Consider the following 16,075-nt stretch of genomic DNA (forward strand, 5'->3'; position numbering starts at 1 on the left):
GCCTGTAAAGCCTTGTAAGATTTACCTTGCGTCCTCAGCCGAACATCGGCCCCTCATTGCCACGGCCCAGCGCATCGGTGGCGCGCACCAGTTCGGCGGAAATGCCGGGCTCCGAAAGGGCGTGGCCCGCGCGCGGCACCATCTTGAGCTTCACGGCGGGCCAGAGGGCCGCCAGCTTGTGCGCGCCTGCGGGCGGGCAGATCATGTCGTAGCGCCCCTGAACGATCAGACCGGGGATCTGCGCGATCCTGTCCATCCGCTCGAGGATGCCTTGCCCCGACGCCAGAAAGCCGCGGTTGTGAAAGTAGTGGTTTTCAAGCCGGGCAAAGGCGCGGGCGTATTCCGCCGGACCGTCGCCCAAGGGGCCGTCGTTCTCGATCGAGGCCAGAGCGTTCTCCCACGCCGCCCAGACGCGGGCATAGCGCAGCTCGGTGCTCGCATCGCCTGAAAACAGCCGCCGGTGATAGGCGGCGATGAGGTCGCCGTGCTCATCCTCGGGGATCATTTTGACAAATCGGTCCCACAGCTCGGGCCAGAACTGCCCCGCGCCGCCGCCATAGAACCATTCAAGCTCGGCTTCGGTCATCAGGAACACGCCGCGCAGGATCAGCGCCGCCGCCCGCTCGGGGTGGGTCTGCGCATAGATCAGCGCCAGCGTCGCCCCCCAAGAGCCGCCGAACAGCACCCACCGCTCGATCCCCAGCATCTCGCGGATATGCTCCATGTCCGCGACAAGGTGCCATGTGGTGTTGGCCTCGACGCTGGCATGGGGGCGCGAACGGCCGCAGCCGCGCTGGTCGAACAGGATGACGCGCCAGTTCGAGGCGTCGAAATAGCGTCGCATCGCCGGGCTGCAGCCGCCACCCGGCCCGCCGTGCAACACCACGACGGGCTTGCCATCGGGGTTGCCGCACTGCTCGACATAGATGCGATGCCCGTCGCCCACCTCGACCATGCGCTGATCGAAGGGCTCGACGGGGGGATGAAGATGCGCGATGGCGCGGCGGTGACCTGAGACCTTGTCCATGTCCGACCTATATAGGCACATGCGCCACGCCGTCACCCGCCCGCGACGAAGAAGGATCGAAACCATGCCGCAGTCCGACCCCACCCGCTCCACCGTCGATCCCGACGAGGTCGCCAAGTTCGAAGCGATGGCCGCCGAATGGTGGGACGAGAACGGCAAGTTCAAGCCGCTGCACATGCTCAACCCCTGTCGTCTGGGCTACATCACCTCGCAGATCGCGGCGCAGTTCGACCGCGATCTTGCCGCCAAGGCGCCTTTCGAGGGGCTGCGCCTGCTCGACATCGGCTGCGGCGGCGGGCTCTTGTGCGAACCGATGGCGCGGCTCGGCGCCACGGTGGTCGGGGCCGATGCGGCGGCGCGCAACATCCCCGTGGCGCGGCTTCACGCCGAACAGTCGGGCCTTGAGATCGATTATCGCCACACCACCGCCGAGGACATGGCGGCGGCGGGCGAGCGCTTCGACGTGGTGCTGAACATGGAAGTGGTCGAACACGTCGCCTCGCCGATCGACTACCTCACCGCCTGCCACGACTTGCTGAAACCCGGCGGCCTGCACATCTGCTCCACCCTCAACCGCAACGCCAAGAGCTTCGGCATGGCGATCCTCGGGGCGGAATGGGTGATGCGCTGGTTGCCCAAGGGCACGCATGACTGGAAGAAGTTCATCACCCCCGACGAGCTTTACGACCTGTTGCGGCAGGCGGGGCTGACGCCGGTGGACCGCAAGGGGATGGTGTTCAACCCGGTGGCCTGGAGCTGGTCGCTGTCGGAGCGCGATCTCTCGGTGAACTACGTCACCTCGAGCCTGCGGCCCGAGCGGGTCACGCTCTGATCAGGCCTTGGGCGGGTCACGCTCTAGTCGACATTCGAGAGCCCGATCCGCAGCTCGCGCAGCACCGGAAGGGCGGCACGGGCGCGCTCGGCCCCGACCCTCTCGACCACATCAGCGACGATCGGCGTGATCGCGGCGACGGCGGCGTTGCGGGCCTCGAGCCCGGCGGGGCTGATCGCCACCAGCTTGCGGCGCGCGTCGTCCCAATCGGGGCGGATGTGCACCCAGCCCGCCCATTCAAGCTTGCCCAGCGTGTTGGTCATAGCCCCGCGCGTGAGGTGGAAGGTCTTGGCCAATTGTGCGGGCGTGCGTTCGGTCCCTGAAAAGGCAAGGTGGTTCAGCACCGAGAAATGCGACAGCTCCATGCCCTTGGGCAGCACCTTGGACATGGTGTTGCGCGCCAGCTGGTCGACGGCCAGGATCTCGCTGAACAGCGTGATGGCGAGGTTGTCGACAGGCTGGGTCATGCGGGTCCTTCAAAGGGGCGATCATGAGCGAGCGAGGGCACGCGCTGCCGCGCTTGTGCCACCTCGCGCAGGTCGAGATCAACGATGGTGATGCCAGGCGCCGTCCCAGCATCCGCGATCACGCCGCCCCACGGATCGACCGCGAGGCTATGGCCCCAAGTCTCGCGCACCCGCCCCTCGGTCGCCGCATGGCGACCCGTCTGGGCGGCGGCGAGCACGAAGCAGCCGGTCTCGATGGCCCGCGCGCGCAGCAAGACCTCCCAATGCGCGGCCCCGGTGACCGGAGAGAAGGCAGAAGGCACGAGGATGATCCCCGCCCCCGCTTGGGCGAGGCGGCGGTAGAGGGACGCAAAGCGGACGTCGTAGCAGATGCTCAAACCGACCTTCGCAAAGGGCGTCTCGGCCAGCACCGCGCGATCACCGGGCCGGTAGCCTGCGGATTCGCGGTAGGTCTCGGTCTCGCTGACCGCGACGTCGAACATGTGGATCTTGTCGTATCGCGCGTGGATCGCCCCGTCGGGGCCGATCAGAAGCGAGCGGTTGGCAAAGCGCCCATCCGCGTCGCCGGTCTTGACCGCGATGGAGCCCAGCGCCAGCCAGACCCCGAGCCGCGCCGCCTCATTGCGCAAAGCCCCGAGCATCGGGTCGTCCGCCTCAAGGCACAGCACCCGCGATTGTCGCGCCCGGCTGGACGAGACGCAGTTGGAGACCTCCGGCGTGCAGATCAGCTCCGCGCCCTGTGCCGCCGCGTCCCGGACCATCCCGCGCAGGGTTTCGGTGTTCTGCGCGGGATCGTCCGAGGCGGTGGTCTGCAAGAGCGCGGCGCGGATCACTTGCCCAGCATCGGGTCGAGCCCACCGCGCCGATCCAGCAGCGCCATGTCGTCATAGCCGCCGACATGGGTGTCGCCGATGAAGATCTGCGGCACGGTGCGGCCGCCGTTGGCGCGCTGCACCATCTCGGCGCGGCGCTCGGGCTGGGCCACGACGTTGATCTCGGTGTAGGACACGCCCTTTTGCGCGAACAGGCGCTTGGCCGCGTGGCAGTAGCCGCAGGTGGGCGAGGTATAGATTTCGATCTGTGGGGTCGCGTCGGGCATGAAGGGCCTCCGGAACATGCGTGGTTTCCCCTGATCTAGGGGTCCGGGGCCGCGCGGGCCAGTGCGACGACGCATATCTCTGCCGCACCCGCCTCAAGAGCCGCCTCAGCGCAGGCGGTGAGGGTGGCCCCGGAGGTCAGCACATCGTCGACGAGCAGCACCGCCCGCCCCCGCATTCGCGCCCCGCGCCGGGGGTGCGGCCTGATCGCACCATGAAGCGTCGCGCGGCGCGCCCCGGCGTCCTGCCCGCCAAGCGACGCGGTGGCGCGGTGCCGCCAGAGCGCGTCGGGGCCATGCGCGCAGCCCAGAGCGCGGGCGAGGGCCGCGGCCAGCAGCGCGGATTGATTGTAACGCCGTCGCCAGAGCCGCCCTCGGTGCAGCGGCACCGGCACCATCAGCGTGTCGGGCCGCACCAAGTCCGCCGCCGCCCGCGCCATCCATAACCCCATGGCTCCAGCAAGATCGGTGCGGTCGCCATGTTTGAGGCCCATTACCAGCCGCCGCGCCCCGTCGCGGTAGTGCAGCACCGCCCGGCCCTGACCCCATGGTGGCGGCGCGGCAATGCAGGCGTCGCAGGCCAACCCCGGTTCCGCCTCCCCCGGCAGGGGCCGCGCGCAGAACCGGCAGAGCGCGCCGCCCAGAAACGGCGTATCGCGCCAGCAGGCCCCGCAAAGCGCGAAATCCGCCTCGGTCATTTCGCCGCAGCCCATGCAGGCCGGGGGGTAGATCGCTTTCAGAACGCTTTGCATTCCCATGCCGGCCCCCTATCTCGGGCGCATGTCACAGACCCAAACCACGGCCCAGCGCCCCGCCCTGTTCGATCGAAGCGCCCTTGCCCGGCACCGTGCCCGCGCCGCGCGCGATCCGGCCCTGTTCCTGCAAGAGGCCGTGGCCGATGACATCGAGGATAGGATCGCCGAGGTTAACCGGTCGTTTACCGACGTGGCGGTGGTGACGCCGTGGCCCGATCTGTGGAGCCGCAGGATGCCGCAGGCGCGGATCGTGGCCGATGCCGAGACGCTCGACCTCGCGCCCGCTTCGCAGGATCTCGTGATCCACGCGCTGGCGCTGCACTGGGCCGAAGACCCGATCGGCCAATTGATCCAATGCGCCCGCGCGCTGCGCCCCGACGGGCTGTTGATCGCGACGTTGTTCGGTGGCGAGACGCTGGCCGACCTACGCTCCGCCCTCACCGCCGCCGAAACCGCCGTGACGGGCGGGCTGTCACCCCGCGTGGCCCCGATGGGCGAAATCCGCGACCTCGGCGCGCTGTTGCAACGCGCGGGGCTGGCGCTGCCCGTGGCCGATGGCACGCCCTTTGACGTGAGCTACGAGACCCCGTTCCATTTGATGCGCGACCTGCGCGCCATGGGCGAGAGCAACGCCATGGCTGGCCGCCTGCGTCGCCCCACGCGCCGCGCCGTGCTGGCCGAGGCCGCCAGGCTCTATGCTGAGACCAACGCCCGCCCCGACGGCCGCATAGGCGCGCGGTTCGAGGTGATCACCCTCACTGGCTGGGCGCCTTCTGCCGATCAGCCTAAGCCGCTGCGCCCCGGCTCGGCGACCCAGAGCCTCGAGGAGGCCCTGCGCCTCGCCCGCGACGATAGCGCCGATTGACCCGGGCCGACCGGACCGTGACGCTACGCTGGCGGGACCGGTGGCTTGCCGGGCCGGCGTTCTTGCTACCTTACTCCTGAAATACTCAAAGACTGCCGCAGACCCGAGGACAAACGATGCTCGACGCGACCCGACCGACCCACGCCCCCGGCGACCACCCCAAGCTGCCGAAATCCCGCGTGGGCATTCTGGTCGCCAACCTCGGCACGCCGGACGGCACCGACTACCGCTCGATGCGGCGCTACCTGTCGGAGTTTCTCTCCGACCGCCGCGTCGTCGATGCCAACCCGCTGATCTGGCAGCCGATCCTGCAGGGGATCATCCTGTCGAAACGGCCCCAGAAATCCGGCGCGGCCTATCGCTCGATCTGGAACGAGGAGCTGAACGAAAGCCCGCTGCGCACGATCACCCGCCAGCAGGCCGACGCGCTGCGCGCCCGCTTTGCGGCCGAATACGGCGAGGGCGTGCAGGTCGAGTTCTGCATGCGCTACGGCAATCCCTCGACGACATCCGTGGTCCGCAAGATGGTCGAGAACGGCTGCCGCAAGATCCTGTTCTTCCCGCTCTACCCGCATTACGCGGGCGCCACCTCGGCCACCGCCAACGATGCCTTCTTCAAGGCTCTGTCCAAGGAGAAGTGGCAGCCCACGGCGCGGGTGGTGGACCCCTATTTCGACCGGCCCGACTATATCGAGGCACTGGCCAACTCGGTGCGCCGCGCGCATCCCACCCCATCGAGCCGCCCCGAGGTGCTGGTCTGCTCCTACCATGGCCTGCCCAAGCGCTACCTGCTCGAAGGCGATCCCTATCATTGCCAGTGCCAGAAGACGACGCGGCTCCTGCGCGAAGCGCTGGGCTGGGAGGAGACGCGGGTGGTGAACACCTTCCAGTCGGTGTTCGGCCGCGAGGAATGGCTCAAGCCCTACACGGTCAAGGAGGTGGCGCGGCTGGCCAAGGAAGAGGGCGTGCGCAACATCTCGGTCTGCGCGCCGGCCTTCTCGGCCGATTGCATCGAGACGCTCGAGGAGATCAACGAGGAGATCCGCGAAAGCTTCGAACATGCGGGCGGCGAGACATTCACCTACATCCCCTGCCTCAACGACCATGCCGAGCATATCGACATGCTGGATCGGGTGATCCGCGAGAACCTCTCGGGCTGGATCTGACACACGAAAAAGGGGGCCTTGCGGCCCCCTTTCCTGTCCCGATGTCACGCGATCTCAGATCAGCATGACCTGCGTGCCGATGGTCGAGAGCGCGAACAGCTCGGCGATATGCTCGTTGTAGAGACCGATGCAGCCGTTGGACGACCGGCGACCGATCTTGCGCGTGTCATGGGTGCCGTGGATCCGGTAGTACTGCCAGGTCAGCCACATCGCGTGGGTGCCGAGCGGGCTGTCGGGACCGGCGGGGATGTACTCCGGCCACTCGGGGTTGCGCTCGCGCATTGAAGGCGTGGGCCGCCAGTCGGGGCCGTCGACCTTCTTGATGATCTCGGTACGGCCCAGACGGGTCAGGTCCGGGGTCAGCGGCACCGAGCTGGGATAGAGGCGGTAGACGCTCTCGTCGGCGCTCCAGAAATGCACTGCCCGGCTTTGGGTGTCGGCAAGGATCGCGCCGTTGCGCAGATCCGAGAAATAAGGGCGCCAGTCGAGAGCGCGGAAGCTCGAGACGTTGCGGCTCACCGAGGAGGAGATGTCGTTCTCGATCTCGGTCGAGTTCGTCAGAGCCAGCGCCGGGCTGGCGAGGGCGGCCGCGCCAAAGGCTGCGGTGGCGGCAATGAGGCCGCGGCGGTTCAACGCTTTGGGGTCGTGACCCATGCGAATCTCCAGACAAGGGGGGTGACGTCACCCGAATCTCGTAGATCGCGTTCGCGTGAGGCGCAATTCACGCAAACGTCAGCATGGCGGTGCATCGCCGATCCTGTTTGATCTGTCGCCACAACGCCGCTAATCAGGCCCCTGTTCTGGACCTCACAGGTGACGCATGCAGCGACGCGAGCTGATTCTCGGCCTTCTTCTCACCGGCCTTTCGGCCTGCGCGGCCCCGTCGGGTCGAATCGGCCCCGATGGACTGCCCTTGCCGCAGATCTACCGCATCAAGTCCGAGGACGAGGCGCAGATCCCCTACCGGATGCTCGACGGAGTCAACACGCTGCGCCGGGCGCGCGGGTTGTCGCAGCTCACGCTCGACGCGCAGCTCAACGCCGCCGCTGCCACGCATTCGCGCGACATGAGCGTTCAGAACCGCCCGTGGCATTTCGGCTCCGACGGCTCCTCGCCGGTCGACCGGCTGCGCCGCGTCGGCTTTTCGGGGCGGCTCGTAGGCGAGGCGATCTCCGAGACCTACGAGACCGAGCTGGAGACGCTGGCCGCCTGGATGGAGGAGCCCGCCACGCGCGACGTGATCCTCGATCCCTTGGCGAACCGCATGGGCCTTGCCTGGTTCCAGGAACCGGCAGGCAAGATCTGGTGGACCATGGTTCTCGCGGCCTGACGGCCCGACACGACGCCCATGAGACCGGATCGGTCCTTATCAGACATGAAAAAGGGGCGCCGCGGCGCCCCTTCGCATGTCGGTGATCCCGGTCTCAGGCCTTGACGAAGACCGGGGTGTAATCGCCGACCATCGAATAAATCTCTTCGACCTCGTGGTTCATCACGGCGATGCAGCCCGCGGTCCAGTCTTTCTTCCCGGCGACCTCGTTGGGGGTGCCATGGATGAAGATGTCGCCGCCGGGGCTCTTGCCATAGGCTTGTGCAAAGGCACGGTCGTTGTCGTTGGGATAGGAGATGCCGACCGAGAGGTGATAGGCGCTGTTGGGGTTGCGGCGGTTGATGATGTAAGTGCCCTCGGGGGTCTTGCCGTCGCCTTCGAACTGCTTGTGGCCGACGGGGGCGAAGCCGAGTTGGAAAGGATAGGCCTTCAGCACCTTGTTCTCGTGCAACAGGTAGAGCTTGCGCTGCTCCTTGAACGCCATGATCGAGGTCACCTGCGGGCCGTCATAGCTCAGCACCCGGCGGCCCGAACAAGCCGCGAGAAGCGCCGGTGCGGCGAGGAGAAACTTGCGTCTGTCGATGGTCATGCTGCCCACTGTCCCGGTCTGAAGCCGTTTAGGCGAATCTAGCGGATTCGCAAATTCGCGCCTAGGGGGAAGCCTCGCGCAACATGGTTAGCCTCTGGTGAATCGTGTCGCCAACTCCACATGTGGCGACCAGCGGAATTGATCGACAACCGTGATCGGCCCCATCTTGAACCCCTTGTCTACAAGGGTTTTGGCATCGCGGGCAAAGCTTGCGGGGCTACAGGACACCATCGCGATCACTTTGATTTGAGAGGAGGCAAGTGCCTCGACCTGCGCGTGGGCCCCCGCGCGCGGCGGGTCGATCACGGCGGCGTCGAATCGGGACAGCTCGTCGGGCAGGAGCGGACGGCGGAACAGGTCGCGTGCCTCGGTGCTCACGAGCTTGAGCCCGCGCACCCCGCGCCAGCCCCGATCGAGGGCGGTGAGCATGGCGGCCTCGCTTTCTACCGCATGGACCTCGGCCCGCTCGGCCAGAGGCAGCGAGAAGGTGCCGCAGCCCGCGAAGAGATCGACGATGCGCGCGGCCCCGCCCACGGCCTCCTTGACGCAGTCCAGAAGCGCCGCCTCGCCATGCGCCGTGGCCTGCAAAAAGGCCCCGGGCGGCGGCACGACGCGCGCGCGGCCCATCATCTGTACCGGCGGCTCCAGCTCGGCCACGATCTCGTCGGCCCAGACCAGCCGCGACAGCCCTGCCTCGCGCGCGATCTCGGGCAGCATGATGCGCAGCTCCTCGGTCAGCGCCTTGTCGGTGTCGATGTGCAGATCGGGGCCGGCTTCGCTGTCGGTCACGGTGAGCCCCGCTTCGCCCTTGCGCGAGGCGGCAAGCGCCGCGATCCGCTCCAACGATGGGATCAGCGCGGTGAGCTCGGGCAGCAGCAGTCGGCAGCCGGGCACCTCGATCACCGTGTCGGAGGCGCGGGCGTGAAAGCCCACCAGCGCACCCTTCTTGGTGCGCCGCCCGGCGAGGCGGGCGCGGCGTCGGCTGTCGGGGGGCGAGGTAAGCACGCGGGCGATCTCGCCTTCGAGACCCTGTGCCCGCAACGCGGTGCGCACGATGTCTGCCTTCCAGCTTTCGACGAAGCCGTCGCTTGCGTGCTGCATCGCGCAGCCGCCGCAGGACTTGAAATGGCGGCAGGGGGGCGAGACGCGCTCGACCGAAGGGGTGACGATCTTTGCTCCGTCAGCGGCCAACGTCACGACCTCACCGGGCAGGACGCGCGGCACCAGCGTGCCGTCGGTGGCGCGCCCCATGCCGTGATGCGTCACCGATACGATGCTTACCTCGCCCTTCGGCGCGGGATCGGGTTGCGGGGTCTTCGGCGGCAGGGTCTCGGTCATGGCATCCTCGTTATTCCGCGGCCTCCTGCCCGAGGAAACCGCCCGATTGCCGGGTCCAGTAGCGGGCATAGACCCCGTCCAGATCGAGCAGCGCGTCATGCGTGCCCGCTTCGACGATGCGGCCGTCTTCCATGACCACGATCCGGTCCATGCGCGCAATGGTCGAAAGCCGATGCGCGATGGCAATGACGGTCTTTCCCTGCATCGCCTGCTCCAAAGCTGTCTGAATCTGCGCCTCGACCTCGGAATCCAGCGCCGAGGTCGCCTCGTCGAGTACGAGGATCGGCGCGTCCTTGAGCATGGCGCGCGCGATGGCGATGCGCTGGCGCTGACCGCCGGAGAGCTTCACGCCGCGCTCGCCCAGATGCGCGTCGTAGCCGCGTCGCCCCTTGAGATCGGCGAGGCCCGCGATGAACCCATGCGCCTCGGCGCGGGTGGCAGCGATTTCCACCGCCTGCTGCGAGGCCTCGGGATAGCCATAGCGGATGTTGTCGCGGGCCGAGCGGTTGAACATCGCCGTGTCCTGCGTGACCATGCCGATCTGTCGGCGCAGGCTTTCCTGCGTCACGTCGGAGATGTCCTGTCCGTCGATGGTGATGCGGCCCTTTTCCACGTCATAGAGCCTGAGAAGCGCCGCCACGAGCGTCGACTTGCCCGCGCCGGAGGCCCCGACGACGCCGATCTTTTCGCCCGGGGCAATGTCGAGATCGATGCCGCGCAGCCCCCCGGCCCCGCCGCCATAGGTGAAACGCACGCCCTCGAAGCGCACCGCCCCCTGTCGCACCGACAACTGCCTCGCGCCGTCGCGGTCGGTCAGCCCATGCGCCGGCGACAGCGTGTGGATCGCGTCCTCGATTTCCCCAAGGTTCGAGTAGATCGTCATCAGCGTGAAGCTGACCCAGCCGGTCATCTGCGCCAGCCTGAGCGAGATCGCGCCAGCGGCGGCGATATCACCGGCCGAGGCCGCGCCCCGGCTCCAGAACATCAGCGTCGCGCCGGTGACGATCACCGGCAGCGTGCCCGCCAGCGCCATGAGCCAGAACCGGAACCCCGCCGAGACCTTGCCGAAGCCCAGAGACCTTTCGCGAAACAGATGCATCGCATCGATCGCGGCGCGGTCCTCGTGCTCGGAATGGCCGAACAGCTTCACCGTCTTGATATTGGTAATCGTGTCGACGACCTGCCCCGTCACCATCGCCCGCGCCGCCGCCCGCGCGGTCGATGTGGCGCGGATCTTCGGCATGTAGGCCCGGATCAACAGGATGTAGCCGATCAACCAGAGCGTCAGCAGCCCGGCGGTCAGCGTGTCGATGGTGAGCAGCAGGAACGCCGAGCCGATGAGCGAAGCCAGCGCGAAGAATACGGTCTGGATCGTGTCGACGGTGAGATCGGTCGTCGCCCGCGCCGCCTGCATCTGCTTTTGCGCGATGCGGCCCGCAAAGTCGTTGTCGAAGAAACTGACGGCCTGACCCAGCGTGTGCCGGTGCAGCCGCGACAATACGAGGGTGTAGATCGAGGGCGAGAGCACCACGCTTTGCAGCAGGCCAGACAGCCCCATGACGATGGGCCGCAAGATCACGAAGAAGGCGGCGACGCCCAAGAGCAGCCCCATGTTGCCCGCAAAGAACCCACCCGGCTCGGCCGCGAGCGCCGTGTCGATCACCCGGCCAAGGATCAGTGCCGAAAGCACCTCGAGCACACCCGCCGCCACCGAGACCAGCGCGCTGGCCCCGGTGACTGCAAAGCTGCCCGAGAGCGCCCAGCGCAAAAACGGCACCAACGCTCCGGGCGGCGGGCCGATGGCAGGGCGGAACGGGGCGATGAGCTTGGAGATGTCTTTCATTCGGCGGCCTCCGAGGCATCCATGCCGAGAAAGCCGCCCGACTGGCGCGCCCAGAACCTGGCATAGATGCCACCCCGTTCCAGCAGCGCATCATGGGTGCCGTCCTCGACGATGCGCCCTTCTTCCATCACCAGCACCCGGTCCATCCGGGCGATGGTCGAGAGCCGGTGCGCGATGGCGATGACGGTCTTGCCCTCCATCATCTCATAAAGCGTGCCGAGAATTGCCGCCTCGACTTCGGAATCCAGCGCCGAGGTCGCCTCGTCGAGCACAAGGATCGGCGCGTCCTTGAGGATCACGCGGGCCAGCGCGATGCGCTGTCTTTGCCCGCCCGAAAGCTTCACGCCGCGCTCGCCCACCTGCGCGTCGTAGCCGACGCGCCCCTCGCCATCGACGAGATCTAGGATGAAATCATGCGCCTCGGCCTGTCGGGCGGCGGCGATCATCTCGGTTTCGGTGGCGTCGGGGCGGCCATAGAGGATGTTCTCGCGCACCGAGCGATGCAACAGCGCGCTGTCTTGCTGCACCATGCCGATGGCCGAGCGCAGGCTGTCTTGCGTCACACCGCTGATGTCCTGCCCATCGATTTCGATCCGGCCCCGTTCGGGGTCGTAAAAGCGCAAAAGCAGCTTTACGAGGGTCGATTTGCCCGCGCCCGATGCGCCAACGAGGCCGATCTTCTGGCCCGCCGGGATGGTGAGGTCGAGCGGCCCGACGCCGCCCGCGTTCTGGCCATAGCGGTGATTGAGATCGCTCAGCGCGATCTCGCCCCGCGCAACGGCGAGCCGGCCCGCGCGCGCGTCGTCAATGAGGGTGATTGGCTGGGCGATGGTCTTCATGCCCTCTGCGATGACGCCGAGGTTTTGAAAGAAGTTGGTCACCGCCCACATGATCCAGCCGGTCATCGCATTGAGCCGCAGGCACAGCGCCGTGGCGGCGGCGACGACACCGACGCTGGCCGAGCCGCTGATCCACAGATACAGCCCCCAACCCACCACGCCGACGATCAACAGCCCGTTCAGCACCGACAGCGACACGTCCATGATGGTGAACAGCCGCATTTCGCGCTGGAAGGTCGAGCGCGCCTGCTCGATCACCGATTTCGCGCCCTCCAGCTCGCGGTCGTGATGGGCGAACATCTTGACCGAGTGGATGTTGGTGTAGGTGTCGACGACACGTCCCGTCACGGCACTGCGCGCGTTCGAGGACGCCTCGGACGCAGGCCCGATCCGTTTCACGGTCCAGCGCATCAGCGCGGCGTAGAGCGCGAACCAGATCACCAGCGGCAAAAGCAGCATCGGGTCCGCTTCGCCCAAGAGCACCGCGGCGCCGACGATATAGGCCAGCGCGAAGGTGATCGCGTCGAAGATCTGGAACACCACCTCTCCGGCGGCGGGCGGCGTCTGCATGATCCGGTTGGCGATGCGCCCGGCAAAGTCGTTCTCGAACCAGCCGACCGACTGGCGCAACACGTGCCGATGCGCGCGCCAGCGCACGGTGGTGCCGAAGTTGGGCAGGATCGCGTTGTTCAGGAGCAGCACGTGCAGCGCCTGAAACGCTGGTCGCAGGATCAGGATGAACGCCGCGACGAGCAGCAACTCCGCCCCGTGCCGCTCCAGTACCGTCTCGGGCGTGGATCTCCCCAGCAGATCCACGAGACGGCCCATGTAGGCGATCAGCCAGATCTCGACCACGGCCACCACGACCGACAGCACGCCGGTGACCCAAAAGATGCGCGCGAAGGGCCGCGCGTAGTCCTTCAGGAACGGCCAGAGCCGGGAGGGCGGACGATCGGTCTGCTCGTACTCCCCATACGGGTCGACGAGGGATTCGAAAAAACGGAACATGGAATGTCTCGAATGCGTGCCACCAGCATATAAGCCGGTTTGCCACGAAGGGAAACGCGCATGGGCCTCGGGCGTAGCAACTCAGGGGAGAAGATCGCCTCGCTCCAAGGTGAAGTCCGACGCGATCCAACGGGTTTCGATCTCGCGCAGTGCCTCGCCCAGCGCCGGGCCGGTAAGGTCGGGCATCAGATCCGCCGCCTTCACCGGCATCGACGCATGCGCGCCCGCCTCCACGGTTTCCCGTGAAACAGGATCGATCTCGCGCCCCGACAGCGCCGCGTTCAGCGCAAGAACATCAAGCGCCCGCACGGCTCCGAGCCGGTAACCCAGCTCGCCCGGCCCCCAGCCCGCCTCCATCGCGTTACGCAAGGCTTGCAGGCTGGCCTCCTGCGCCCGGCTCAACCGCAGGCATTCGCCCACGTCCTCGCCCCCCACGAGGGCGAGGCGACGGATCGGGTCGGGGACGAGGCCCGCCTCCTCTTCGACATGCACGAGCACCGAGAGCGGATCGGACGCGCCGCCCGGAAGCACCCGCATCAGCACGCCTGACATCGCCATCGAGGCGACGGCAGGCGCCGGGTCGCGGGCCGACATGAGCTTGATCATCTCGGCGCCGATGCGTTCGCGCGACAGCCCTTCGATCCCCTCGGCCAGACCGGCGCAGGCGGCGAGGCCATCGGCGTCGATGCCCCCCTCGGGGTCGCCGTACCAGGCGTGAAAGCGAAAGAACCGCAGGATGCGCAGGTAATCCTCGCGAATGCGCTCCTCGGCCTCGCCGATGAACCGCAGCCGATGCGCGGCCAGATCGCCAAGACCGGTGCCCAGCGGATCGGCCACATGGCCCCGCGCGTCGGCATAGAGCGCGTTCATGGTGAAATCGCGCCGCGCCGCGTCCTCGGCGATGTCGTGCGAGAACGCGACGGTAGCGCGCCGCCCGTCGGTCTCCACGTCGCGGCGAAAGGTCGTGACCTCGATCGGCGTGCCACGCGCCACGACGGTGATGGTGCCGTGGTCGATCCCGGTAGGCACAGGTTTGAGACCCGCCGCGCGCGCCAGCTCCATCACCCGCTCGGGGCGGGCGTCGGTGGTGAGATCGAGATCCGAGACCGGCGAGCCGAGCAGCGCGTTGCGCACGCAGCCGCCCACGAACCAGGCTTGGTGACCCGCCTCCTCCAGCATCTGCGTCACGGCCCGGGCCGGCGCACCCGTGAGCCAGTCCGCCTCGATCCGTTCGGTCATTCTTGGGTCATCCTCTCGGCCAGGCTACGCAGCATTCGTGCGGTGGCGCCCCAGATATAAAACGGGCCCCACGGTACCACATAGTAGTGCCGCCGACGTCCCTGCCAACGTCGTCCTTCTATACGAAAGCAATATGGGTCGATGACATGTGCCAATGGTACCGAGAACACCTCGGCCACCTCGCCTACCTCAGGCACCGGGTCGAAACGCCCGCGCAGCAGGCCCACCACCGGCGTCACCGAGAACCCCGTCACCGTCTCATGCGGCGGCAGCGTGCCCAGCACCTCGACCCGGTGCTCCGGCAACCCAATCTCCTCGCGCGCCTCGCGCAGCGCCGCCCCCACCGGTCCGTCGTCACCGGGATCGACCTTCCCCCCCGGAAACGCGATCTGCCCCGGATGATGACGAAGCTTGGCCGAACGCTTGGTCAACAGCAGGCGGGGCACCCCGCCATCCAGATGCACGACGACGAGCACCCCCGCCTGCCGCAGCACCCGCCCCTCGGGGACCGGCAGGCGCGGGTCGATGTCATAATCCGACGACACGTCGCCCGAGCGCGTCAGCGCCCGGACGAGCCGTGCCTCGATGTCGGTGTCAGGCCCGTCCACCGGCCCGTCCACCGGCGGCCTTGTCCTCACCGGCGCCCTTGGCATCGGGACCTTCCGTCGCCTCGAAACCCAGCGTGTTGGGCGCGAACTCGTAATGCGAGCCGCAGAACTGGCAGTCGGCGGTGACGATGCCTTCGTCGGTGGTCATGTGGGTGATGTCCTTGGCCGAATAGATCGACAGGCTCTGTCGCACCTTCGCCTCCGAACAGGTGCAGCCGAACTGCACCGGCTGCGCGTCGAATACACGCGGCTCCTCTTCGTGGAACAGCCGCACCAGAAGCTCGGTCGGCGACAGGCTCGGACCGATCAGCTCCAGCTCGTCCACCGTGTCGAGCAGGATGTTGGCGCGACGCCAGCTCTCGCCCTCGTCCTCGTCGAGGATGTCGGCGGCCTCCAGAAGCCCGCCCTCGCCGGAGCCGCCCTCCGGATTGGCGAAGGGCGAGGCTTTCGGCATCTTTTGCAGCATCACGCCGCCCGCGCGCCAGCTCTCGCCCCGGCCCGGCTCGGTCGACTTGCCGAAACTGAGCGAGAACCGGGTCGGCAGCTGTTCGGACTGCGCGAAATAGGTTTCGGCGCAGGAGGCCAGCGAATCTCCGGTGATCGGCGTGATCCCTTGATAGGGCGCGGTGCCCTGTCCCTGATCGATCAGGATCGCGAAATACCCCTTGCCGATGAGCGAATAGGGCTCAGCCCCTTCCTCCAATCGGCTTTCGTCGAAGCTGGCCCAGGCGCGAACGCGACCCGGCGCGCCCTCTTCGGTGGGGGCGTAGTAATCGGTGGCGATGAGCCGGGCGGGCCCGTCGCCGCGCACCTGAAGCGACAGCTTCCAGCGCAGCTTGACCGTCTGGCCGATCAGCGCCGTGAGCAGCGCCATTTCGGCCACCAGCGCCTCGATCTGCGCGGGGTAGTCGTGCTGCTCCAGAACCCGGTCGAGCACGCCATCGAGACGCGCGACCCGGCCACGGATGTCGGACTGGTCGAGCTGGAAGGGCAGGACGGTGTCGTCCCAGGCAATGCGGGCGCCGAGGCTCATGGGGTTTCCTTGCGTGTCGGGGATGGGCATACCGCGACCA

General features: G+C 67.5%; 17 protein-coding genes. 4 read left to right on the plus strand and 13 right to left on the minus strand.

From position 1 onward, the window contains the following. Positions 1–34: 34 nt before the first annotated feature. Positions 35–1,027 carry a prolyl aminopeptidase gene (gene pip, locus AADJ02_RS08950; RefSeq protein WP_341212652.1) on the minus strand — a complete coding sequence of 331 codons (993 nt, stop codon included), beginning with the start codon at positions 1,025–1,027 and terminating at the stop codon, positions 35–37. 64 nt (positions 1,028–1,091) lie between these two features. On the opposite strand from pip, the gene ubiG reads away from it, so the two are divergent. Further along, complete coding sequence (ubiG, locus tag AADJ02_RS08955) at positions 1,092–1,859, plus strand: bifunctional 2-polyprenyl-6-hydroxyphenol methylase/3-demethylubiquinol 3-O-methyltransferase UbiG (protein WP_341212653.1); 768 nt, start codon at positions 1,092–1,094, stop codon at positions 1,857–1,859. Positions 1,860–1,882: 23 nt separating this feature from the next. Here ubiG and AADJ02_RS08960 read toward each other — a convergent pair whose 3' ends face one another. The 4 genes from AADJ02_RS08960 to AADJ02_RS08975 are packed head-to-tail and all read right to left on the minus strand — an operon-like array spanning position 1,883 to position 4,180. Next, positions 1,883–2,326, minus strand: coding sequence for a MarR family transcriptional regulator (locus tag AADJ02_RS08960; RefSeq protein WP_341212654.1), 444 nt, complete (start codon positions 2,324–2,326; stop codon positions 1,883–1,885). Further along, entirely contained in the window at positions 2,323–3,156 is an 834-nt protein-coding gene (locus AADJ02_RS08965; protein ID WP_341212699.1) for a carbon-nitrogen hydrolase family protein, read from the minus strand. The genes AADJ02_RS08960 and AADJ02_RS08965 overlap by 4 nt, the downstream gene beginning before the upstream one ends. Continuing rightward, entirely contained in the window at positions 3,156–3,425 is a 270-nt protein-coding gene (gene grxC, locus AADJ02_RS08970) for a glutaredoxin 3 (RefSeq protein WP_341212655.1), read from the minus strand. Before grxC ends, AADJ02_RS08965 begins: the two co-directional genes overlap by 1 nt. 35 nt (positions 3,426–3,460) lie before the next feature. Further along, complete coding sequence (locus AADJ02_RS08975) at positions 3,461–4,180, minus strand: double zinc ribbon domain-containing protein (protein ID WP_341212656.1); 720 nt, start codon at positions 4,178–4,180, stop codon at positions 3,461–3,463. Positions 4,181–4,202: 22 nt separating this feature from the next. On the opposite strand from AADJ02_RS08975, the gene AADJ02_RS08980 reads away from it, so the two are divergent. Next, positions 4,203–5,042 carry a methyltransferase domain-containing protein gene (locus AADJ02_RS08980; RefSeq protein WP_341212657.1) on the plus strand — a complete coding sequence of 280 codons (840 nt, stop codon included), beginning with the start codon at positions 4,203–4,205 and terminating at the stop codon, positions 5,040–5,042. Between the two features lie 116 nt (positions 5,043–5,158). Continuing rightward, positions 5,159–6,208, plus strand: a complete 1,050-nt coding sequence (gene hemH, locus AADJ02_RS08985) for a ferrochelatase (RefSeq protein WP_341212658.1) — start codon at positions 5,159–5,161, stop codon at positions 6,206–6,208. Positions 6,209–6,262: 54 nt separating this feature from the next. Here hemH and AADJ02_RS08990 read toward each other — a convergent pair whose 3' ends face one another. Further along, positions 6,263–6,862, minus strand: coding sequence for a L,D-transpeptidase (locus AADJ02_RS08990; protein ID WP_341212659.1), 600 nt, complete (start codon positions 6,860–6,862; stop codon positions 6,263–6,265). A 166-nt stretch (positions 6,863–7,028) separates the two neighbouring features. On the opposite strand from AADJ02_RS08990, the gene AADJ02_RS08995 reads away from it, so the two are divergent. Next, a complete protein-coding gene (locus AADJ02_RS08995; protein WP_341212660.1) occupies positions 7,029–7,538 on the plus strand; it encodes a CAP domain-containing protein in 510 nt (169 codons plus the stop codon). Between the two features lie 94 nt (positions 7,539–7,632). On the opposite strand, the gene AADJ02_RS09000 is transcribed toward AADJ02_RS08995, so the two are convergent. The 7 genes from AADJ02_RS09000 to AADJ02_RS09030 form a co-directional block, all read right to left on the minus strand. Then, a complete protein-coding gene (locus AADJ02_RS09000; protein ID WP_341212661.1) occupies positions 7,633–8,127 on the minus strand; it encodes a L,D-transpeptidase family protein in 495 nt (164 codons plus the stop codon). Between the two features lie 87 nt (positions 8,128–8,214). After that, positions 8,215–9,465 carry a class I SAM-dependent RNA methyltransferase gene (locus AADJ02_RS09005; RefSeq protein WP_341212662.1) on the minus strand — a complete coding sequence of 417 codons (1,251 nt, stop codon included), beginning with the start codon at positions 9,463–9,465 and terminating at the stop codon, positions 8,215–8,217. A gap of 10 nt (positions 9,466–9,475) precedes the next feature. Further along, on the minus strand, positions 9,476–11,308 hold the full coding sequence (locus AADJ02_RS09010; RefSeq protein WP_341212663.1) for an ABC transporter ATP-binding protein: 1,833 nt from the start codon (positions 11,306–11,308) through the stop codon (positions 9,476–9,478). Continuing rightward, positions 11,305–13,155: an ABC transporter ATP-binding protein gene (locus tag AADJ02_RS09015; RefSeq protein ID WP_341212664.1), complete on the minus strand. Its 1,851-nt coding sequence runs from the start codon at positions 13,153–13,155 to the stop codon at positions 11,305–11,307. Before AADJ02_RS09015 ends, AADJ02_RS09010 begins: the two co-directional genes overlap by 4 nt. A gap of 81 nt (positions 13,156–13,236) precedes the next feature. Then, a complete protein-coding gene (locus tag AADJ02_RS09020) occupies positions 13,237–14,394 on the minus strand; it encodes a CCA tRNA nucleotidyltransferase (protein WP_341212665.1) in 1,158 nt (385 codons plus the stop codon). Continuing rightward, on the minus strand, positions 14,391–15,002 hold the full coding sequence (locus AADJ02_RS09025) for a CoA pyrophosphatase (RefSeq protein ID WP_341212666.1): 612 nt from the start codon (positions 15,000–15,002) through the stop codon (positions 14,391–14,393). Before AADJ02_RS09025 ends, AADJ02_RS09020 begins: the two co-directional genes overlap by 4 nt. After that, positions 14,989–16,035 (minus strand): Hsp33 family molecular chaperone HslO, encoded by a 1,047-nt coding sequence (locus tag AADJ02_RS09030; protein WP_341212667.1) that lies wholly within the window; start codon positions 16,033–16,035, stop codon positions 14,989–14,991. The genes AADJ02_RS09025 and AADJ02_RS09030 overlap by 14 nt, the downstream gene beginning before the upstream one ends. Positions 16,036–16,075 lie beyond the last annotated feature (40 nt).

The organism is uncultured Limimaricola sp., assembly GCF_964022235.1.
Lineage (GTDB): Bacteria > Pseudomonadota > Alphaproteobacteria > Rhodobacterales > Rhodobacteraceae > Limimaricola.